Origin of the sequence: Pseudoalteromonas sp. 0802 (genome assembly GCF_013350085.1) — a bacterium.
Classification (GTDB): domain Bacteria; phylum Pseudomonadota; class Gammaproteobacteria; order Enterobacterales; family Alteromonadaceae; genus Pseudoalteromonas.
In genome coordinates this window covers 126,249-147,876 of the sequence record NZ_JABVXE010000008.1, presented here as the reverse complement: position 1 = coordinate 147,876, position 21,628 = coordinate 126,249, and the positions used below count along the sequence as shown (strand labels likewise).

Genomic DNA, 21,628 nt, shown 5'->3' with positions numbered 1-21,628 from the left:
GCCGCGAAATTTACCATAGTCGCAGCCGTTTTTGAATGACGCTATGGCGTTTCATGCAAAAAGCTTGCAAAACGTGGTAGGCCATTTTTAGTAAAGCCATGATATTTGTAGGTAATAGTACTACCTATCGCTGGGGGCGATGTTCTTTGTTGATCGGTAAACCCCGAGCCAATTTTAAACTCGGTACCATCACTGCTGCGCACCTTGAGTGCACCAAGCATATTTTTGTACTTTCCTTTTCCTGCGATATAACCGATTACAACCGCTTCAGCGTCAAAATAAGGCTTTAACTTTAGCAATGCATCACTTCGCCCTGCACTATGCTTTGCAGCTGCTAGATGCAGCATGACACCCTCAGCTCCTTGTGCGATTAGTTCATCCATAAACAAACTAAGTTGCTTGTTATCATTAAAGTGCATTTGCGCAACGGCTTTAATATGCTCACTTTGCAGCTGGTTTACTAACCTTGTGTAGTTTTCATAGCGTTGACTAAATGGCGTTGTCGCATCCGGCATATCAAATATCATGTAATTGACGGTTTGCCATTCTGATTCTACAGGTGTGACTTTTCGAACGATCCCGCTCACATTGGCAAAATCTTGGTGCTTAGTCCAAAGCTCTCCATCAAGCCAAACACCTGGCAGTGGATCTGTGAACCACTTGGGGGCATAAATTGGGTTACCATTTCGGGTTACTAATTGACTCCCTGTCCAAATAGCCCGAACGCCATCATATTTTTCACTAACTAAATAGTCAGATACATTTACCTTTTCAGCTTGATAGACGTTTGCTAAAAGGACTGAAGGAGCTTGTTGCGCTTCGGCTGAAAAGCCTATAAATAAAGTGATTGCGCACAAAAGCGCACGAGTGAATTTAACCATTATTGCTTCCTTGCAAATTTGTGAGTATTAACTGGCTCTGGCTTTGACTACTTAACAATAGCTACTTAACAATAGCTACTTAACAATAGCTACTTAACAAAAGCAGCTTAGCAATAGTCAGCTAATTATAGTTTAGTTTGTAGCCATTTGAAAAATTCGCTCAAATCAGCAAACACACCCGCGGCTTTACTAAAATCATGCTCTAACGTGAAATGATTCGGCACCGCATACACAGCAACACCGGCATTGCTTGCTGCAGTGACACCGGTAAAGGTATCTTCGACAGCTACAGCCTCATTAGCCTTTATTTCTAGCGTATCTAGAGCTAGTTGATAAGGGTCACCAGCAGGTTTAGGATTATTAACATCATCTTTGGTAACCACACAGTCAAACCAATCGAAAATGCCATAGCCTTTTAAAATAGGATAGGCTTCATCTTTTGCACTACCTGTTACTAATGCCATTTTTAAACCACTGGCTTTGACTTGCTCAAGCACCGCTTTTGCATGTGGCATAAAGGCGGGCAAATTAGTACTAACAAAACGGCCAAATGCAGCGTACTTATCATCCGTTAACTGTTCTGGGCTGATAGTAAGCCCATAATTTTTCACAACCTCTTTAGCGGCTTCAAGTGTTGGTCTTCCTGAGAAGCGCTGACAAAACGTAGCTTCATCATACTGCACGCCAAAAGGAGCTAACAAGTCATTCCAAATATTAAAATGCACACTTTCAGAATCAACCAAGGTGCCATCCATATCAAACAATACTGCTTTTAAAGTCATCCTCATTCCTTCAAAGTAAAAAGGTGCCATAGACACCTTTAAATATGATTATTCAGTTAAGCCCGCAGGTGGCTCAGCAAACGCTTCTTCGCCTGTTTCTACATCAACCAGCTCGTAGCCACGTTGCTTTCTTACCACTTTTAAAATCGGCTTAGAAAACGCTGTTTTTAAACGTTCTGCATCTGCTTCAAGTTCTTCGACTGTATTACCAAATGGTGCTGCACCAGTTTCTGACCAGTTAGTCACTTTACCATTTAAGTTATATTCAACTTCATGAATTTGATATTGTGCCGCTTCATCTTTTGTTGCTTCACAAAAAATTACACGGTAGTTCCAAAATCCAGCCATAGTTATTCTCTTTCTCTTCAATTAATCCTGCCACTTTAGCAGTTACCAACGCGATTATAAACGAAAAAACCCGCTATACAGCGGGTTTTAATAGGACTTATTATTTCAGCTTAGAAGAAGCTTACTTTGAACTCAGCACCGATGTAACGCTCTTCGTTCACCATTGCTGTGTTGTTATTGAAGTCGATAGCACCGATTGATTGTTGCTCGTCGAACATGTTACGAACGAATGCTGATACTTCATATTCGTTGTCGCCTTCAGCCCAAGCATAACCTGCACGTAAACCTACTTCAGTTAATGGCTTGCCTTCAAACTCAACTGACTCGTATAAGAAGTAGTTGATTTCGCTGCGGTAAGACACGTCAGCGTAAGTGAAGAATTCACCGTCAGCCACTTCGCGGCTATAGCGTAATGTAAGGTTAGAGATCCACTCAGGTGCGTGAGGTAAGCTGTTACCATCAAGGATAGCTTGGCCTGCGCTGTTTAATGAGTTTGTTACAGTACACTGCGCACATACGTCAACGGCTAGGTCTTTATCATCAAGCTCAGTGTTGTTGTAGCTTAAGTTAAATGTAGCGTTTAGGTTGTCAGTTAATACCCACTCAGTGTCTAACTCAAAACCGTAACCAGTTGTCTTATCAGCATTAACTAAACGGTTGAAGTTTGCACCACCACCTACAGCTGTTAATTGTTGGTCATCCATTGTGTAGTAGAACACAGTTGCGTTTACACGACCTTGGCCGTCAAGTACGTCTGATTTGATACCTGTTTCGAAAGACGTCACAGTTTCAGACTCAGCAACAGTTACTTCATCACCGAATAAGATACGACCTTGGATACTTGGTGCACGGAAGCTGTTAGCAACACGCGCGTACCAGTTTACGTCGTCGTTGATCTTGTAGTTAGCAGATAAATCCCAGCTAACGTGGTCGTCACTTGGATTTTCTGTTAGGAATAACGCACCGCCACCTGCAGGGCTCAGAGTACGGTTTGCAGAGAACTCTTTTTCGTCATCTGAGTAACGTAGACCTGCAGTGATTTTTAGATCATCAGTGATTGTGTAATCTAATGAACCGAATACCGCCCATGCTTTTGTATCTTGCTGCTGGATAACATAGCCGTTTAACTCACCTGGTGTTGAACCATAAGTGTCGTAGCTGAAGTTTTCGATTGTTAGCGCTTCATCAAAGTAGAAAACACCTACTTGGAAGTTTACGTCGCCAGCATAGTTGCTAGATAAACGAAGTTCTTGCGTGTATTGGTCTTGATCTGGAATACCGTCAGCACTTTCAGAATAGAACGGGATAAAACCTGGGCCCATATCTGGTAAGTAGCTTGCACCGTAACCACCGTCGATGTCAGCGCGAGAATAGATTTCAGCGCTTTCCCATGCAGAGATTGACGTAAGAGTTAAATCATTGATATCCCACTCAAGCTTTAAGCTTGCGCCTTGAGATTCAACTTGTTGTGTCGCACGAGAAGCAGCATCGTGGTAAACCACATCATGTTCGTAGTTATCAGCTAAATCGTTTGTGCCTGCTTTAATAGCGTTACCACGGAATGCGATTGGCGTACCGTCCATATCACGAACGTGGTAGTTGAAAAGACCAGTGAAATCGTCACCTTCATATAAGAACTGAACACGTGCCGCTTTTTCAGTGTAACCACCTAAAACGTCATCTTGTTCAAAACCCGGTGCACGGTTATCGATGTAATCGTCTTTTTCTTGCCAAAGTACAGAAACACGCGTTGATAAACGGTCTGTTAGGCCACCGCCAACAGCACCTTCAAAATCAACTGCGCCACGGCTACCGTAAGATACTGAGCCATAGCCTTCAAATTCTTGTGATGGCTTAACTGTATCAAATTTAACAAGGCCAGCCGGTGTGTTACGACCGAATAAAGTACCTTGTGGGCCACGAAGAACTTCTACACGTGCTACGTCAAATACAGGGAAACCTTTTAAGATTGCGTTCTCTTGAACAACTTCGTCTACAACTAACGAAACTGGTTGAGAAGCATTTAGGTCAAAGTCAGTGTTACCTAGACCACGAACATAAAAGCGTGGGAAAGAACGACCAAACGAAGATTCGATTGATAAGCTTGGGATCTTCGCATTCATAAAACGAATATCCATACCAGCTGAGCTGTAAGCGTCTAAGCTGTCACCTTGTAATGCAGATACAGCTACAGGTACTTCCTGAGCGTTTTCTACACGTTTACGAGCGGTGATTTGAATAACTTCTAGTTGGTTGTTTTTTTCTGCTGTCGCTTCGTCGGCAGCAAGAGTTGAAAATGAAGTACCTGCTACGGCAGAGAACAACGTTGCATTGATAAGTGTTGCTAACGTAGATCTTTTCATTGCTTTCATGTCGGGTTTTAACCTTTTTTATGCACTCTTATTCAACGGTGATGATGTTGCGTCAATTCATTTGACGGGCTCGGCCAATTTTTCGCGCCTTGTAATAAGCTGCGCGGACCTCTAGTTCGAGAGTGCAAAACGAAGTAAAGAGGCTGAACGAACGCTGACGATTATAACACTTTATGACACTTTTACTGCATTAAAAATTATAAATATACAATTTTTTTACAACAATTAGCGGCAACATCGCCGCATTTAGAAGATTTTATGCAATTATTTTTCACCAAAGCGGACATATGTCCTGTGCATCTAATTGCAACAATGTGTAGACATTATGTACAAATGAGAGTCGCTTTCATTTACCCCTTTTTTAGCAACTAATCAGTCACACGTGCGAATTCTGGGTTAGCTAATTCACACTCATGCTCATTTAATAAGCCTAAGATTGCTAAATTTAATTCTTCGATTACTTCCATATAAAAAGCAAAGTCGACGGTCTCTACGTAGCTTAGTACATCCACTTGTAAAGCCCAAGGCGTGAAGCCTTTAAAGCGAACACGGCAAGGCTCAAAGGCAATGTGCTTGTGTTGCTCTAAAAGCTCTCTTAGGGCTTGCATAAACGACATTAGGTTTTGTTGCTTAGTATTGGCACTGAGCATCAATTTAGGTCGATAAGAAATACGCTCCCGTTCCGAGATATTCTCAAGCTGCATATCAACAAACTTTGCATTCGCTACATAGATAACAGAACGATCAAGCGTTCGAATTCGCGTTGCTCTTAGCCCTATTTCTTCTACCGTGCCTAACTGGCTGCCAAACTTACATAAGCTACCTATTTTTACTGGTGCAGAGATATATAAGGTGATTGCTGCAATGATATTCTCAACAGTTTTTTGCGCTGCAAGGGCAATTGCAAGGCCACCAATACCTAAACCTGCCAGTAAGGTAGTGGCATTAAAGCCTAAGTTTTCAAACCACATGAATAGCAACGAAATGACAATCAGGGTTTTAGCTACATTACTTATAGGGCGTAATAAGAAAATCGCTTGTGGTTTATCTTGTCTAATAAAGCGCTGGCTTAATCTGTGTTTGGCAAGATCAACTGCCCGTAGGCAAATCCAGCCCCAAGCGATCAATAACACGGTCGCGCCATGAAATAGCGCCATCACAGCAATAGTTACATTAGATTGGTCGTTCAATGAACGCGCCATAAATACCGCAAGTAACAGGCTAACCGGCCCATTAATAAAACCAATAACGTCTTTTTCTACAGGGACTTTTAAGTGTGCGAGAATAAACGTGATTATGCGGGTAATGATAATCGCGACCGCTAAAAACAGTACAAATGTGAAGGCAAAATAAATCCACTGCCAAAGCATCACACCCAAAAACTCAATGTCTGGTAGGTAATCGTAAAGCCACTCACCAACTCGGTTATAGCCATACTCTTTGGTGAGTAGAGGGATTTGACTTACGGTGGCATTCGATATTTTCCAGATCCGGTTACCTGTTTTATCATCAGGTACACTTTGCAATAAAATTTGCACCTTACCTTGTGAAGTGCTGATTTCTCCAACCAAATCACGATAACTAGGCACGCTTTCTTTTTGTTTTCCTTTAGGCTTATTGCTCAAGTTATCAACATCGACCCATAAGGTACGATCAAGTACCACTGATAGATTTTCAGCAAGCTGAATTTTTCCTAATGCCTCAACTTCTTTGGGTAAGTTACGATAGTCAAGATAATGGCTGGCACGTTCAAAATCTCGGTCCCGGGCCGCTTTTAAGTACCCCTGCATGGAGCTGCGCGGCGTAATTCGGTCAAAAGCATCATAGGGTAAGTCATCTTCAAGAGGCTCCTGCACTTGTTCCGTTGTAGCAGGTGTATTCGTTTCAGATTCTTGTTTGGCCGGTTTTTGTTCGGCTTGCTCTTCCTTGTTGTCTTTATCAATTAAGGATTTAACGGTCACTTCTGGTGTGGTTGTTGCCCATAATGGCGCATTAAACAACAGTAAAAAACACACTAATAACTTACTAAATTGTAATGAAAACTTGGTATTACAACGGCTCACACTCTATTCCTTGTTCAATAAACATTAAATCACTGAAATAATCAGCTAATTAAATTAGAGCATGGTTTGTGTAACTGTACAAAAAATAATTAAAAATCTTTGCAAGCAAGCACTGAAATGTTAGTTATATAGAGACTTAAGCAAAGGATACTATTATGCAAATCTCAAGTTCACTGATCCCCCATTGGTCATCATTAATGATCCACGGTGCCATTGCCATCGTTTTTGGCTTATGTGGTTGGTTTGCCCCAGAAGCCTCATTAGCGATTCTGATGTTTATTTTCGCCGCTTACTTTTTTGTCGATGGTGCCATTAGAACTTGGTTAGCTATTGCTTCAAAAAATGAAAACCCACTTTGGTGGATGCTATTAGTGGGTGGTTTAATTTCAATTGCTGCTGCACTTGTAACCCTGTTTGCTCCCAACGTAACGGCTATCTTAATGCTGTACTTTATTGCCGCATGGGCCATTGCTATCGGCGTGATTGAAATATTGATTGCCAGTAAACTACGCAAAGAGATCAGTAATGAATGGCTGTTAATTGGTAGCGGTATTATTTCGATTATCTTTGGTGGTTATCTGATATTTAACCCTGGCGCGGGCATAATCACTCTACTTTGGCTAGTTGCAACCTATGCCATCGTATTTGGCATAATGATGGTGTTGCTTGCTATGAAGCTGAAAAAGCTCAATGAACAAGCATAAAAAAAGCGGCCTAGCCGCTTTTTTTATTTTTGGCTGTTACGCCTTGTTAAAGCAATCTCACCATCGATATGAATATCGCGCTGCGGGAATGCAATGGTAATGTTATTTTCGGCAAATACTTTATAAATGCTAAAACGCAGCTCACTGCGCACTTGGCGAAGCGGTGCTTCTGATTCAGCACATACCCAGAAAATAGCGCTAAAAGTTAAAGAGCTATCAGCAAAGTCATCAAATAACACAGATGATGCAGGTGTTTTTAAAATGGCAGGGTGATCATCAAGAATTTGCTTCATCAGCTTCTCTACAAGCACCACGTCTGAACCATAGGCAACGCCAACATTCACAAATGAACGGGCATTACGGTCAATTAAGGTCCAGTTAGTTACCGTGTTTTCTAATAACTGGCTATTTGGTACTAGCATATGCACCCCATCGTTACGACGGATACGAGTAGAACGGGTATTAATTGTCTCAACGACTCCTTTAGCTGTGCCCACTTCTAAAAAGTCGCCAATACGAATTGGTCGCTCCCACATTAAAATCCAACCACTAATAAAGTTATTGATAATGTTTTGCGCACCAAAACCAACACCAATTGCAATGGCACCAGAAACAAATGCAAACGCCGTTAGAGGAATATTGAGTACCTCTAGTGAGGTAAACACAAGCACAGCAATAGTAACGACAAGGTAAATACGGGTAAATAAGTGAACCGCGTCAGGGCCTAGGTTTTTTGCCAGTAATGCTTTTTTGATTAATCGACCAATCCAGGTAACCACAAACCACATTAAAAACAGCACCAAAGGCACTTGAATTACTTTTAGTACAGTAATTTGCACGTCATTGTAGGTGAACAATACAAACGATAATGCAGATTGCAGATCAGCAAGGGTCATAAATTAACATTCCTAGTAAAAATCAGTTTGGTTCAGTTGTGACTAAGTTTAGCACGGCATAATAGGTGAAAACTTGGTAAATACTAAGCTCTTTATGCGCAATATGCGCTAATTATTAACTATTTTAGACTACAGCTGCTATATACATAGAGAGAGCTTGAGGTTTCACAGGCTTTGAATAGCACGAGGAGAACACAATGTCACAAATGACACTCACACAAAAACTTGCCACTTTACAACCCTTGGTTGATCTAAACTTATTTGAATCAAGTTTAGAGTACCGTAACCGCATCTTAAACTTACTTGCTGAGCAAGAGCACTCACTGAATTTAATTAACAAAGAGTTTGGCAACGCTATGCCAGAAAGCTTTGGCTCAGAGAAAAAGTTTGTGTTGGGTTACAACTAACCTATGGTGATTTATTACCAACAAGATTTAAACTGGCAGCTAGTGCCACTTTTTACTTAAGTGAGCCATTAATACACAATTGATGGCTTTTTACACATTTTTATCCCTCAACAGCTTTATTTGCGTTCAAATTCCCCATTCAGACGACAAACTTGATTGTTTCTAACCAAAAATTTGATAAGTTAGAAAAGATTTATCCACATTTTTGGAGCTCTCATGCGTAAGACCTTAGTAGCAACTACGATTGCTAGTGTGCTTTTATTATCTGCTTGTAGTTCACAACAAGCCGACACTCAAACTCAAGTTGAAACTGCCGCTGAAACACAAACAGCTAATGTTGAAAACGTTCTTTTCAAGCCAAGCCCTTTACAATACATGGCCCCTGAGTTTGATAAAATTTCGACTAAAGACTACGAGCCAGCGTTTGAAGCAGGCATCGCACAGCAAAAAGCTGAAATTGCAAAGATTGCAAACAACCCAGAACCAGCAACATTTGAAAATACCCTTGTTGCAATGGAGTACTCTGGTGAGCTATTAGACCGCACGTCTGCGGCATTTTTTAATTTATCAGGTTTAATCTCTGACAGTGAGTACCAACGTATCGCCGCTAAAATGGCGCCGATTATGTCAGCTCACACTGATGACATTTACTTAAACAAAGCTTTATTTGCTCGCGTACAAAGCATTTACGACAACAAAGCGTCTTTAAATGCTGAAGATCAACGCCTTGTTGATTACTACTACAAAAAGTTCGTTAACGCGGGTGCAAAACTAACTGAAGCTGAAAAGGCAAAAATGCGTGAAATCAACGCAGAGCTTGCCAAGCTTTCAACTGAGTTTTCACAAAATATCTTAAAATCATTTAAAGAAGATGTGATTTTAGTTAAAGATAAAAGCGAATTAGCGGGTTTATCTGAAGGTGAAATTGCAAGCCTTGCAGCTGCAGCCAAAAAAGCAGGTAAAGAAGGTTACATGATCACATTGGTGAACACGACTCGCCAACCTATCTTACAAAGCCTTGAAAACCGCAAGCTTCGTGAAAAGATTTGGACAACTTCTTCAACGCGTGCACAAGCAACAAACAGCCCTATCATCATCAAAGAAACTAAGCTACGTGCAGAAAAAGCGGCATTACTTGGTTATAAAGACTGGGCTTCGTATGTAATGACTAATCGTATGGCGCAAACAACTGAAAATGTTTACGGCATCCTTGATGACTTAGCGCCGAAAGCGGTTGCTAAAGCAGAAGCAGAAGCAGAGCAAATCCAACAAGTAATCAAAAAGTCAGGTGAAACATTTGCGCTTCAACCTTGGGACTGGGCGTTTTACGCTGAAAAAGTTCGCCAAGAGAAGTACGACTTAGACCCAGCTTTAGTTAAGCCTTACTTTGAAATGCAGTCAGTGATCCACGACGGTCTATTCTTTGCGATGAATAAACTTTATGGCATTACCTTTAAAGAGCGTAAAGACCTACCGGTTTATCACGAAGACGTCATGGTGTTTGAAGTATTTAACGAAGACGGTAGCGCTATTGGCCTATTCTACATGGACCCTTACGCACGTGAAGGTAAACGTGGTGGTGCCTGGATGAGTGCCTATGTTAGCCAAAGCGGTCTTAAAGACACTATGCCTGTGATCTACAATGCACAGAACATTCCTAAGCCAGCTGAAGGTCAACCAACACTCATGACTTTCTCTGAAGTAACAACGATGTTCCATGAGTTTGGTCATGCTGCGCACGGTTTATTCTCTGATGTTAAATACCCAAGCTTAGCAGGTACAGCAACTGCTCGTGACTTTGTTGAATTCCCTTCACAAGCAAACGAAGACTGGAATATAGAACCGACAGTACTTGCAAACTACGCCAAGCACTACAAAACAGGTGAACCAATTCCAAAAGCGTTACTTGCGAAAGTACTTGAGTCACAAAAGTTCAACCAAGGCTTTGATACAACTGAGTACTTAGCGGCGGCACTGCTTGATATGGAATGGCACTCATTTGGTGTTGATGCTGATATCACTGACGTACAAAAGTTTGAACATGATGCATTAGACAAGCATGGTATTGCATATTACCCAGTACCACCACGTTATAAGTCTTGCTACTTCAGCCATACCTTTGCCGGTGGTTACTCAGCGGGTTATTACGCTTACCTTTGGACTGAAGTATTCGCAGCAGATGCGTTTGCACACATGACTGAAGAAGGTGGTTTAACACGTGAAAACGGTGATAATTTCCGCAAAGAGATTTTATCAAAAGGTAACAGCCGCGACTTAATGCAAAGTTACATTGAGTTCCGTGGTCAAAAACCAACAACAGACGCACTATTAAAGCGTCGTGGTTTAGTTGAATAATCACACTGTTGTTTAGAGTATGAGGGGCAACCCTCATACTTTTTAAGTATCAATTAAATTTTCACCCCACTTTTATTCCTATTCATCTCAAAGCCATTGTCAGTTAACTCGTTTTTGCTAATCTCAAAGAAAAACACGAGTTCACACATGAAAAACGCTTTACTTTTAGGACTTTGCTCAGCTTTAGCTGCATGTTCATCCCCCCCAGATGAGCGCGCTGACATCGTGATAGAAAACGCCCAAATTATTGATATGCAAACTGGGGCTATCTCAGCAAAGCAATCTCTTGCCATTCGCGATGGAATTATCATCAAACGTAGCGATAAACCTTTAAGTAGCCACTATCAAAGCTCAACATTGATTGATGCCAAAGGTCAGTATGTCATGCCTGGTCTATGGGATATGCATGTCCACTTTGGTGGTGGTGATGAACTTATTGAAGAAAATAAACAGCTATTGCCACTGTATTTAGCCTACGGCGTAACAACTGTTCGTGATGCTGCGGCTGATTTGAGTGAATCTGTACTTAGCTGGCGTGAACAAGTAAAACAAGGTCAGTTAGTGGGCCCAACTATTTTCACCTCAGGCCCGAAATTAGAAGGTAAAGGGTCTATTTGGCCCGGTGATTTAGAAGTAGAAACGACTGAAGAAATGCATGCTGCAATGGATCTATTAGACAGCATGGACGTTGATTTTATCAAAATTACCGACAGCGCTTTAACGCCTGAGCTCTACATAAAAGCCGTGCATGAGGTTAAAAAGCGTGGTTATCAAATTTCGGGGCATATTCCATTTTCACTGTCTGTGACTGATGTTTCCAAGGCGGGTCTTGATGCGATTGAGCATATGACCTATATGCTTAAAGCTGCGGCTAAAAACGAAGCAGATATTTCTGCAAAGGTTGCTTCAAAAGAGCTGAGTTATCGCACTGCGCTGCCTATTATCACCGCGCAGTTTGATGAACCGACAGCTATTGAGAAGTTTACGGTTCTTGCTAACAACGACACCGCCGTGGTGCCAACCTTGATTGGTGGCAAAATAACGGCTTACATTGATGAAGACAATCATCAAGACGATGCCTATTTAGATTATTTAGGTAAAGGTTTAAAAGCGACGTATCAATGGCGAGTTGATAGAGCTAACAAAGACACCCCTGCACAAATCAAACAGCGCAAAGAGCGTTTTATTAAAACCGCCCAGTTACTCCCTATCGCCCAACAGGCAGGTGTGAGCATTATTGCAGGCACAGACGCGGGCTTTTTAAATTCGTATATTTATCCGGGGCTTTCTTTGCACCAAGAACTGAGTATTTTTACTGAATATGGCCTAACACCACTGCAAACACTGCAAGCCGCAACACTCGCGGGGCCTAAATTTTTAAATAAACAACAGCAATATGGTGCCCTTAGTGAAGGGAAAGTAGCCGATCTCATTTTGCTATCAGAAAACCCGCTTATTGATATTCGTAATACACAAACGCTAAAGGGTGTTGTCTCGCACAGCACGTTTTACGATAGCAACGCACTCGAGCTATTAAAGCAACAAGCAAAAGCCTTTGTTGCCAGCCAACCCTAACCCCCCATTGCCCATGACCGCGTATTATCCGTCATGGGCAATTTTAATTTTCAGCCATCTCATATACACTGCCCTTTTTGCACATAACTCGAATAACATGACCTACTTATTTGCTGTAACCCTGCTTTGGGCCTTTTCGTTTAGTCTTATTGGTGTTTATTTAGCAGGCCAAGTGGATGCATGGTTTAGTGTGTTAATGCGCATTGGCTTGGCAACTTGCGTGTTTTTGCCCTTTTTACACTGGCGTAAAACCCCTAAAGCCTTAGCACTAAAGCTCATGGCAATAGGCGCAGTACAACTAGGCGTGATGTACAGCTTCTATTACCATTCCTTTTTGTACCTTAGCGTGCCCGAGGTACTGCTATTTACGGTAATGACGCCACTTTACATCACTTTGTTAAACGATTTGCTTGAAAAGCGTTTTAATGCCAAGTTTTTATTCGCCGCAATGCTAGCTATTTTAGGTGCCGTTGCTATTCGCTATGAAGGCGTCGATGAAAACTATCTCATTGGTATGTTAATGGTGCAGGCTGCTAATATTTGCTTTGCTACCGGTCAAGTAACTTACAAACGTTTAATGCAAGATGAGCAACTCCCCCACTCTCGGGTGTTTGCTTGGTTCTTCATTGGCGCTTTAATTGTCGCACTAATTTGTTACGGCTTATTTGGTGATACGAGTAAGCTACCCACCACAACGACACAATGGGGCGTGTTAATTTACTTAGGCACGATTGCTTCAGGGCTTGGTTATTTCGCGTGGAATAAGGGCGCAACTACTGTCAATGTAGGTGCCTTGGCCGTAATGAATAACCTACTGATCCCAGCAGGGATCATCGTTAACATTGTGATTTGGAATCGTGATGCCGATATCATCAAGCTTGCCATCGGCGCTGCGATTATCTTATTAGCACTTATTATAAATCAGAAACTTAATAAAACTGCCACGGAGTCATGATAGGCTAAACTCTATTCGATTAGAGGGATGCTGTTATGCGCGCACTGGTTTTATGTTGTTTAGGTTTCGTTATTCAAGGCTGTAAGAATCTGCCTGTCGAACAGGCAGTGCAAGTGGGTGCTAGGCCTTACTATTTAATCGACAAGATGACAGATGGGCCGTTAAAGCAGCAACTTGCTGAATGCGGTAATGGCCCTTTCTATAAAACTGATTTTGTAATTGGTCATCGCGGTGCCCCCATGCAGTTTCCTGAGCACAGCAAAGAGTCATATTTAGCCGCTGCAAGAATGGGCGCTGGCGTACTTGAATGTGACGTCGCCTTTACTAAAGACAAACAACTCGTGTGTCGCCATTCACAGTGTGATTTACACACCACTACCAACATTTTAGCGATTCCTGAGCTCGCTGCAAAATGCAGCCAGCCTTTTACTCCGACCAAAGACGGCCAACCAGCTCAGGCTAAATGCTGCACCAGCGATATCACCCAAGCTGAGTTTTTAACCTTAAAAGCTAAAATGGATGGTGCCAACCCAAACGCCAAAACGGTCGCTGAATATATGCAAGGAACACCAAGCTGGCGCACTGATTTATACGCAAACAGTGGCACTGTTATGACCCACCAGCAAAGCATTAAGTTATTCAAATCACTGGGTGTAAAAATGACACCCGAGCTAAAAAGCCCAGAAGTTAGCATGCCATTTAACGGTTTTAGCCAGCAAGATTATGCGCAAAAAATGCTTGATGAGTACCGAGCTTCAGGTGTGAATAGCAATCATGTGTATCCACAATCATTTAATCTTGAAGATGTGAAGTATTGGCTAAAAAATCACCCTGAATTTGCAAACAACAGTATTTATCTTGATGGCCGAGATGAGCAAGCAGACTTTGATGCGATGGATGAAACAACTTGGCAGCCATCAATGCAGGCTCTGTATGACGATGGAGTACGTATTATCGCACCGCCAATGTGGATGCTTTTAAGCCTTGATGAGTCAGGTGCAATCGTACCTTCCCTTTATGCTATTAAAGCTAAACAAGCAGGGCTGAACATCATTACTTGGAGTTTAGAGCGCTCTGGTCCATTAACTAAGGGCGGTGGTTATTATTACCAGTCGATTGCCAGTGTGATTAAACAAGATGGGCAAATGATGAATGTGATAGACGTCCTTGCTAAGCAAGTGGGTGTGATGGCTATTTTCTCTGACTGGCCTGCTACCCTTACCTATTACGCAAGCTGTATGCAGTATCCTGCCTCAATAAAATAGCTGAGCATCAATAAATTTCAAGGGCTTTGACTCGTCCAAAAGGTGGGGCTGAGGTATTATTAGCTAAACCGATTTTACAAGGATTAACATGATTATTCAGCACCATAGCCACGACATAGCGACCAACACAGGCACAATGCGCACCAGTATTTATCGCCCTGTAGAAGAAGGTAAATACCCGTGTGTTATTTTCTATTCTGAAATTTTCCAAGAAACAGCCCCTATTGCACGCTCTGCGGCAATACTTGCTGGTCATGGTTTTGTCGTGTTAGTGCCAGAAGTTTTTCATGAGTTAAATCCTATTGGGACGGTACTTGCTTATGATGATGCTGGTAAAGACAAAGGCAATGCCGACAAATGGGCAAAACCGCTTGAGAGCCATGACTCAGACACTGACGCTTTAATTGCATTTGCACGTCAGCAAGATTACTGCACAGGAAATGTCGGTGCCATGGGCGTATGTATTGGTGGTCACCTTGCATACCGAGCTGCATTAAACCCAAGTATCAAAGCCGCTTTTTGTTTATACGCGACAGATATACACAGCGATACTTTACCAGCACAAGCAGGTAATAACTCATTTGAGCGCATGGCAGATATTAAAGGTGAGATCCACTTTGTTTGGGGTAAACAAGACCCACATGTACCAAAAGAAGGCCGCCTTAAAATTTACCAACAAGCGGTGGCAACAGGCATTAATTACCAGTGGCAAGAAGTGAACGCCCAACATGCGTTTATGCGCGACGAAGGCGACCGATACGACCCAGCTCTTGCCATCAGCATGTATCAACAAGCCGTTGCTTTATTTAATCGCACACTTGTTTAAATCGTCATAGTGGCTACTTGATTAGTAAAATAATCCTTCAAGTAATCGAGTAAAACCCGCAGCTTTTTGCTTCCCGCCGCCCCTGGCGGGAATACGCCATAAAGTTCAATATCAGCAGTTTTGTAATCATCTAAGATTGTGCGTAACAATCCTGCTTTGATCCTTGGCAATGCATCATAAACTGGGATTTTCGCTAAGCCATGCCCAGCTTCTACAAAGGCAGTTCGAGCAGCAGCATTGTTGGTACTTATGCCACCACTAACTGCCACCTCAAAGCGGCGTTTATCTTTTTCGAGCGTGACAACAGCACTACTTGGTTGATACACCACCCATGTATGCTCTGCTAAATCGGCGATGCTCTTTGGTATAGGGTATTTTGTAAAGTAATCGACTGAGCCACATAAGCAAGTCGCCATGCTTGCAAGTTTAGTGGCTTGTAAGTTTGAGCTTTCAAGGGCCACGCCTCTAATCGCTAAGTCAAAGCCCTCTTTGATGATATCAACCACATCATCACTAAGCTGTAAATCAATATCTATTTTCGGATACAAACGCTTAAACTGAGCCAGTGCCGGTACCACAAGTTGCAAACCAACATTCACCGGACAACTCAATTTGATAACCCCAACCGGTTCACTCTTTAAGTTCTCAAGGTGTAAGTTAGCAGCCTCAGCGTGCTCAGTGATAGCCTGACAACGTTCGTAATAAGCCATACCTGCTTCGGTGAGAGCCATGGTACGCGTTGAGCGGTTAAGTAACGTGAGCTTTAATTGCTGTTCTAATTTCTTTAAGTGATAACTAACTACAGCTCTTGATAAACCAAGTTGTTGAGCCGCTTTAGTTAAGCTGCCTTGCTGCACAATGTGGGCAAACACCACCATGCTTTTTAATTGCTCAAACGATACTTTCATACAAACTCCTAATCTAACCTGAATAATTGTATCAATTATTAAACCAATGAAGTTAAATTTATCTGCGTTGTTTAACTCGATTTTCACCCCTATAGTGTTATTAACGATGTTTAATACACAAAAAGGGATTCACTATGTCAGCTAAGAAAATTTTAATGGTACTCACTTCACACGATGAACTTGGCGATACCGGCCATAAAACGGGCTTTTGGGTCGAAGAATTTGCGGCGCCCTACTACGCCTTTATTGATGCCGGTGCAGAGGTAACTTTAGCTTCTGTTAAAGGTGGCCAACCTCCGGTTGATCCAAATAGTGCAGCCCCTGATGCAGCAACCGATGCCACAAAACGTTTTGAGCAAGACAGTGCGGCAAAAACTTTAATGGCTAATACTAAACCTCTGGCTGAAGTTAAAGCCGATGATTTTGATGCGGTATTTTACCCAGGTGGCCATGGTCCGTTATGGGACTTAGTTGATAACCAAGATTCAATTAGCTTGATAGAGCAATTTCTTAACTCAGAGAAACCAGTGGGTGCAGTATGTCACGCCAGTGCCGTATTACTGAATGCGAAAAATGCAGCTGGTAAATCTGTGGTATTTGATAAAAAAGTAACCGGCTTTAGTAATTCAGAAGAAGATGCCGTACAGCTTACCAATGTTGTGCCATTACTTGTTGAAGATGAGCTAATCAAACAAGGTGGTCAGTATCAAAAAACCGATGATTGGGGCGAGCTTGCGATTGAAGATGGCCTACTAATCACAGGGCAAAACCCTGCAAGTTCTGAGCTTGCTGCGAAAAAACTATTAACCAAATTAGGTTAAACTAGCTCAATATGCTCTAGACCTTTAGTAAACACCTTGCATATCAAGGTGTTTACCTTCACTTTTAATAAGTTATACTCATTCGGTCACATTGATTTAAGAGCTTCTCATCATGACTGAAAAAAAAGCTGTCAAAATTCCTCCTATCAGTAGTAAGCGATTCGCAATTTTAGGCATTATGCTGGTGTGCTTGGTACTGCAAATAATTAATACTCTACCCGGCATAAACTTAAACGGCTTAGGTATTTTGCCAAGACAGATATCTGGTTTATCAGGGGTGTTTTTTGCACCATTTTTACATGGTGGCTGGGCACACCTTTTTAGTAACCTAGTGCCATTTGCTATTCTCGGCTGGCTAGTTTGCCAATATAGCGTAAAACGCTTTTGGCTGGTGTTTGCAGGTACAGCGCTCATTGGTGGATTACTAGTATGGCTATTTGGCCGCAGCAATATTCATGTAGGGCTAAGTGGTGTTATCTACGGTTTATGGGGCTATTTAATTAGCTACGGCATTATGCACCGCTCATTCAAAGCCATTTTAATCAGTATTGCGGTTGTTGTGTTATACAGCGGCCTGATTTGGGGTGTCTTCCCGCAGCGCATTCATATTTCATTCGAAAGCCATTTATTCGGCGCAATTAGCGGCGCATTCATCGGCTATATTATGGCAAAGCGTGATAAGCAAAAGAGCCCTAAGCTTTAAACTGACAGCTGAAAGCTGAAAGCTGAAAGCTGAAAGCTATTAGCTTCTAGTCTCTTAACTTCATTGTCACCATCACAACGCCATGGTCGGTACTTTGATCATCATAGGCAAACTGGGGGTTGATCAAGTGCTGATCATAGGTGTGATAATCAACCACCTCAAAAAAGCTACCCTGAAACCCGGCATCAAACTCACGGGATAACAAAATATAATCAAATACTGAGCTGCTACTACCAAAATAGTGGGTGGCTTCTCTGTCGTTCTCGGTGACAACATGGCGCTGATAGAGTTGCCAACTATCTTGTAGTTTGAACTCTGAACGAGATGGGCTATTTTGCCTATGACCGCTAAAACGAAGGTGGTCAGCGATTAAATGGTTAAGCACACCATCGTGTAACTCATTATTAAAGTCCCCCATCACAATCACAGGGTTATTGGTGTGCGCTCTGCGCTTAATAATTTCAACGAGTAACAGCGCTGCTTCACTGCCACGCTGCATACTTGATGCCCAGCGCCCAAGGGCTTGCGATTTTAACTGCATAACTAAGTTTTGCTGTTCGCTGTGGCTTTCATCATCTTGGTGATGGAGCATGCTGCGCTTTGATTTAAAGTGCACTACATAGCAATCGACGTGTCCTAAGTGTGGTACTTCAAGTGTCGCGCGAATAATACTGCGGCTAAAGTTAAAATTATCGCTCAAGCCCATCGCTAAAATATCATCTTGCTCTGCCTCAATCTGACTGACAGCAACAATTTTATAGCGTGAGGCAATGGCCACAACCGGATCGCGATAAATAAAGTCATCAATCACCGTTGGCTCATCAACCACTGCAAAATAAGGGTAACCCTCTGCGTTAACTTGTTGTTTCAGTTCATTGATACTGAACACTTCTTGAAAGCCAATAATGTCTGGCTGCTGATTTTTAAGGTAATCGGCCAGCCAGCGCTGCTTTTTGGCCCATTGCTCAGCGCTATAAATGCGCTGAAAATCATAAAAGGCGTCAGGTGGCGCTAAATAATTATATAAATTAAATGTCGCCACCTTTAATTGGCTGTTTTCTATCACTTAATTCCTTATTCGTGTAACCACTCAGTGGCAATGATCGGGTCTTCAAAGTATTTCACTTCGCCACTGATAAACCAGTTACCCACTTTGCTTGCCACTTGTTGCCAGTTTTTGCTACCAAGCACAGCTATACGGCAAAACTCTTTGTTATGTTTAAGGCCTAACTTAAAATCATCCCACGCCGCTTGTAACTCCCAGCCTTCTAACTCAGTAATATCAACATAGGCTCTTATTTTTGCACTCGGAACTGCTGCTACAGCATTATCTATAAGAGGAGTGAGAGTTTTATAATCCTCGTGGGTAAGCTTTCCGACTACTTTAATTGTGAGATAAAAAGTCGTGCCAGTTCGCTCAAGGCCAATGGCTAAACCATGCTTTTTCATGTCATCCTCCTTGTTATTCATAATTAATAACTGTACTTCCCTTGCTCTATCTGATCAACTAGGATGGTAATCTCGTAATGACATTCATTAAAGCACAATTTAGGAGTTTCAATGAGTAATACCGACAGTTATACGCCACCTAAAGTGTGGCAATGGGATGCAGAAAACGGTGGTGAATGGGCGAAGACTAATCGTCCGGTCTCAGGTGCAACCCACGAGCAAGACTTGCCCGTTGGTAAACACGATCTTCAACTCTACTCGCTTGCGACACCAAACGGCCAAAAAGTCACTATCATGCTCGAAGAGCTATTAGAGCTTGGTATTGATGAAGCCGACTACGATGCATTTTTAATTAAAATTGGCGATGGTGACCAGTTCTCTTCAGGGTTTGTCAGTGTTAACCCTAATTCAAAAATCCCAGCCTTAATGGATCACAGTACAACGCCCGTTACTCGCGTGTTTGAGTCAGGTGCAATTTTACAATACCTGGCAGAAAAGTTTGATGCGCTGATCCCAAGCGATCACGCCAGTAAAACAGAATGTCGAAATTGGCTATTTTGGCAAATGGGCTCTGCCCCATACTTAGGTGGAGGCTTCGGTCATTTTTATAGTTATGCCCCTTTCAAGATGCAGTACCCAATTGATCGCTTCACCATGGAAGTAAAACGCCAGTTAGACGTATTAAACCGCCATTTAAGCGACCATGACTACATGGCTGGTAGCGAATATTCAATTGCCGATATCGCTATTTGGCCTTGGTATGGCAGCTTGGTACTTGGCAATTTATATGATGCGGCAGAGTTTTTAGATGTTGAGTCATATAGTCATGTGATGCGCTGGGCAAAACAAATTGAGCGCCGCCCTGCTGTAAAACGAGGTCGCAGAGTAAATAAAACATGGGGTGATGAAGCTGAGCAGTTAGCAGAGCGCCACTCTAAGGAAGATTTTTAAGGGCTTAAATGCCCTTTTTCATAAAAATAAAAAGTATGCAAAAGCTCAGTAAAGAAGATATCTACCAACGCCTCAGTAACACCGAGGATGCCCGTGCCTGCAAAGCAATTGATGAAGCCGCTTGTAAAGTAGTGCCCGGCAATTTTCTTACCTTATTAGTAAGCCAACTATTTAGTAAGTTTGCAGATGCCCTGTTAAACCCTAAAGTGACCCTACCGTGGCTTTTACAGAGCATTAATGTACCAAGTAGTTTTATTGCTTGGCTTGTGCCTATTCGTGAGTCAGGCTCAATGTTGCCACAACTGGCCATCGCCAGTGCTATTCGTAGGCTGCCTGTCAGAAAGTGGGTTTGGGTGATTGGTGCCATAGTGCAAGCATTGTGTATTGTTGGCATGCTTATTTGTGCTTTAACACTCCAAGGTGCAACGGCAGGGTTTGCTATCATCGCTATTTTGATTATCTTTAGCCTTGCTCGTGGCTTTAATTCCATTGCTGCAAAAGATGTATTAGGCAAGGTCATACCTAAAAAACAACGAGGCAGCATTAGCGGTCTTGCTGCGAGTTTTGCCGGATTTGCAACGCTCACCTTTGGTCTTGGTTTATGGTATCTACAAAGCCTTGGCTATGAAAATGGGGTGTATGTTGCTTTAATGCTGGCTGCTTTAATGTGGCTGTTTGCAGCGCTCAGTTATAGCCGCATTCAAGAATACAAGGGCGCAACCGAGGGCGCTGAAAACGGCTTTTTGCATGCTTTGTCAAAATTAAAACTGCTTTACCAAGATAAGCAATTTGCTCACTTTATTATCACTCGTGCGTTGTTGCTATGTTCTGCTTTGAGCGCCCCGTTTTATATCGTTCTTGCCAGTGAACAGGCTTTCGACTTTTCTCTGCTTGCTACATTTATGGCGCTTTCGGGGCTTGCCAGCTTAGTCTCTGCGCCTATCTGGGGTCGACTAAGTGACTTATCGAGCCGCAAGGTATTAGTGTTTGCTGCAATGCTCGTCACCCTCAACGGTTTCGCCGTTTATTTAGTTGCTTATCTGAGCCCACAAACGCTCAATGAGTTTTGGCTATTACCGCTCTGTTATTTTTTACTCACCGTAGCTCATCAAGGGGTTCGCCTTGGTCGTAAAACCTACCTTGTTGATATGGCTGAAGGAAACAAGCGCACTGACTATGTCTCTGTTAGTAATACGGTGATCGGAGTTATATTATTACTGCTAGGTAGCGTCGGCTTACTAAATACCTACTTAACGACTGCTGAGTTAATTTTTTTCTACAGTATCTTAGGCTTACTTGGTGCAATTAGTGCGTGGTTTTTACCCGATGCCTAGACCCTGCAGTAAAAAAAGCGCATAATCGCGCTG

At 42.4% G+C, this 21,628-nt stretch carries 20 protein-coding genes; 11 read left to right on the top strand and 9 right to left on the bottom strand.

Going from position 1 to position 21,628, the window contains the following annotated elements:
- Positions 1-41: 41 nt before the first annotated feature.
- From HUS61_RS13955 to HUS61_RS13935, 5 genes are all read right to left on the bottom strand, one after another.
- Positions 42-881 (bottom strand): DNA ligase, encoded by an 840-nt coding sequence (locus tag HUS61_RS13955; protein ID WP_175082766.1) that lies wholly within the window; start codon positions 879-881, stop codon positions 42-44.
- A 125-nt stretch (positions 882-1,006) separates the two neighbouring features.
- Positions 1,007-1,663: an HAD family phosphatase gene (locus tag HUS61_RS13950; protein ID WP_175082765.1), complete on the bottom strand. Its 657-nt coding sequence runs from the start codon at positions 1,661-1,663 to the stop codon at positions 1,007-1,009.
- Between the two features lie 48 nt (positions 1,664-1,711).
- On the bottom strand, positions 1,712-2,011 hold the full coding sequence (locus HUS61_RS13945) for a hypothetical protein (RefSeq protein WP_119853425.1): 300 nt from the start codon (positions 2,009-2,011) through the stop codon (positions 1,712-1,714).
- Positions 2,012-2,121: 110 nt separating this feature from the next.
- The gene (locus HUS61_RS13940) at positions 2,122-4,383 is read right to left on the bottom strand and encodes a TonB-dependent receptor (RefSeq protein ID WP_058585507.1); all 2,262 of its coding nucleotides are present in this window, start codon (positions 4,381-4,383) and stop codon (positions 2,122-2,124) included.
- A 368-nt stretch (positions 4,384-4,751) separates the two neighbouring features.
- The gene (locus HUS61_RS13935) at positions 4,752-6,446 is read right to left on the bottom strand and encodes a mechanosensitive ion channel family protein (protein WP_282658917.1); all 1,695 of its coding nucleotides are present in this window, start codon (positions 6,444-6,446) and stop codon (positions 4,752-4,754) included.
- Between the two features lie 155 nt (positions 6,447-6,601).
- Between HUS61_RS13935 and HUS61_RS13930 the strand changes: the two genes are divergently transcribed.
- A complete protein-coding gene (locus HUS61_RS13930; RefSeq protein ID WP_062564249.1) occupies positions 6,602-7,150 on the top strand; it encodes an HdeD family acid-resistance protein in 549 nt (182 codons plus the stop codon).
- A gap of 23 nt (positions 7,151-7,173) precedes the next feature.
- Here the strand turns inward: HUS61_RS13930 and HUS61_RS13925 are convergent, their stop codons facing one another.
- On the bottom strand, positions 7,174-8,046 hold the full coding sequence (locus HUS61_RS13925) for a mechanosensitive ion channel family protein (protein WP_175082764.1): 873 nt from the start codon (positions 8,044-8,046) through the stop codon (positions 7,174-7,176).
- Between the two features lie 197 nt (positions 8,047-8,243).
- Between HUS61_RS13925 and HUS61_RS13920 the strand changes: the two genes are divergently transcribed.
- From HUS61_RS13920 to HUS61_RS13895, 6 genes are all read left to right on the top strand, one after another.
- The gene (locus tag HUS61_RS13920; RefSeq protein WP_054561957.1) at positions 8,244-8,453 is read left to right on the top strand and encodes a hypothetical protein; all 210 of its coding nucleotides are present in this window, start codon (positions 8,244-8,246) and stop codon (positions 8,451-8,453) included.
- Between the two features lie 216 nt (positions 8,454-8,669).
- On the top strand, positions 8,670-10,808 hold the full coding sequence (locus HUS61_RS13915; RefSeq protein ID WP_175082763.1) for a M3 family metallopeptidase: 2,139 nt from the start codon (positions 8,670-8,672) through the stop codon (positions 10,806-10,808).
- Between the two features lie 147 nt (positions 10,809-10,955).
- Positions 10,956-12,383, top strand: coding sequence for an amidohydrolase family protein (locus tag HUS61_RS13910; RefSeq protein ID WP_175082762.1), 1,428 nt, complete (start codon positions 10,956-10,958; stop codon positions 12,381-12,383).
- A gap of 97 nt (positions 12,384-12,480) precedes the next feature.
- Positions 12,481-13,338 (top strand): carboxylate/amino acid/amine transporter, encoded by an 858-nt coding sequence (locus tag HUS61_RS13905; RefSeq protein WP_175082761.1) that lies wholly within the window; start codon positions 12,481-12,483, stop codon positions 13,336-13,338.
- 35 nt (positions 13,339-13,373) lie between these two features.
- Complete coding sequence (locus HUS61_RS13900) at positions 13,374-14,603, top strand: glycerophosphodiester phosphodiesterase family protein (RefSeq protein ID WP_175082760.1); 1,230 nt, start codon at positions 13,374-13,376, stop codon at positions 14,601-14,603.
- Between the two features lie 88 nt (positions 14,604-14,691).
- On the top strand, positions 14,692-15,429 hold the full coding sequence (locus HUS61_RS13895) for a dienelactone hydrolase family protein (RefSeq protein WP_175082759.1): 738 nt from the start codon (positions 14,692-14,694) through the stop codon (positions 15,427-15,429).
- Here HUS61_RS13895 and HUS61_RS13890 read toward each other — a convergent pair.
- Positions 15,426-16,337: a LysR family transcriptional regulator gene (locus HUS61_RS13890; RefSeq protein ID WP_175082758.1), complete on the bottom strand. Its 912-nt coding sequence runs from the start codon at positions 16,335-16,337 to the stop codon at positions 15,426-15,428. The two genes, HUS61_RS13895 and HUS61_RS13890, sit on opposite strands and share 4 nt — an antisense overlap.
- Before the next feature lie 134 nt (positions 16,338-16,471).
- On the opposite strand from HUS61_RS13890, the gene HUS61_RS13885 reads away from it, so the two are divergent.
- Entirely contained in the window at positions 16,472-17,158 is a 687-nt protein-coding gene (locus HUS61_RS13885; protein ID WP_062565094.1) for a type 1 glutamine amidotransferase domain-containing protein, read from the top strand.
- 112 nt (positions 17,159-17,270) lie between these two features.
- Positions 17,271-17,861: a rhomboid family intramembrane serine protease gene (locus HUS61_RS13880; RefSeq protein WP_175082757.1), complete on the top strand. Its 591-nt coding sequence runs from the start codon at positions 17,271-17,273 to the stop codon at positions 17,859-17,861.
- A 46-nt stretch (positions 17,862-17,907) separates the two neighbouring features.
- Here the strand turns inward: HUS61_RS13880 and HUS61_RS13875 are convergent, their stop codons facing one another.
- Positions 17,908-18,927, bottom strand: coding sequence for an endonuclease/exonuclease/phosphatase family protein (locus HUS61_RS13875; RefSeq protein WP_175082756.1), 1,020 nt, complete (start codon positions 18,925-18,927; stop codon positions 17,908-17,910).
- Between the two features lie 8 nt (positions 18,928-18,935).
- Positions 18,936-19,310 (bottom strand): STAS/SEC14 domain-containing protein, encoded by a 375-nt coding sequence (locus tag HUS61_RS13870; protein WP_175082755.1) that lies wholly within the window; start codon positions 19,308-19,310, stop codon positions 18,936-18,938.
- Positions 19,311-19,421: 111 nt separating this feature from the next.
- Between HUS61_RS13870 and yghU the strand changes: the two genes are divergently transcribed.
- Complete coding sequence (gene yghU, locus HUS61_RS13865) at positions 19,422-20,261, top strand: glutathione-dependent disulfide-bond oxidoreductase (protein WP_055021453.1); 840 nt, start codon at positions 19,422-19,424, stop codon at positions 20,259-20,261.
- An 8-nt stretch (positions 20,262-20,269) separates the two neighbouring features.
- On the top strand, positions 20,270-21,595 hold the full coding sequence (locus tag HUS61_RS13860) for an MFS transporter (RefSeq protein ID WP_258536008.1): 1,326 nt from the start codon (positions 20,270-20,272) through the stop codon (positions 21,593-21,595).
- The last annotated feature ends 33 nt before the right edge of the window (positions 21,596-21,628 follow it).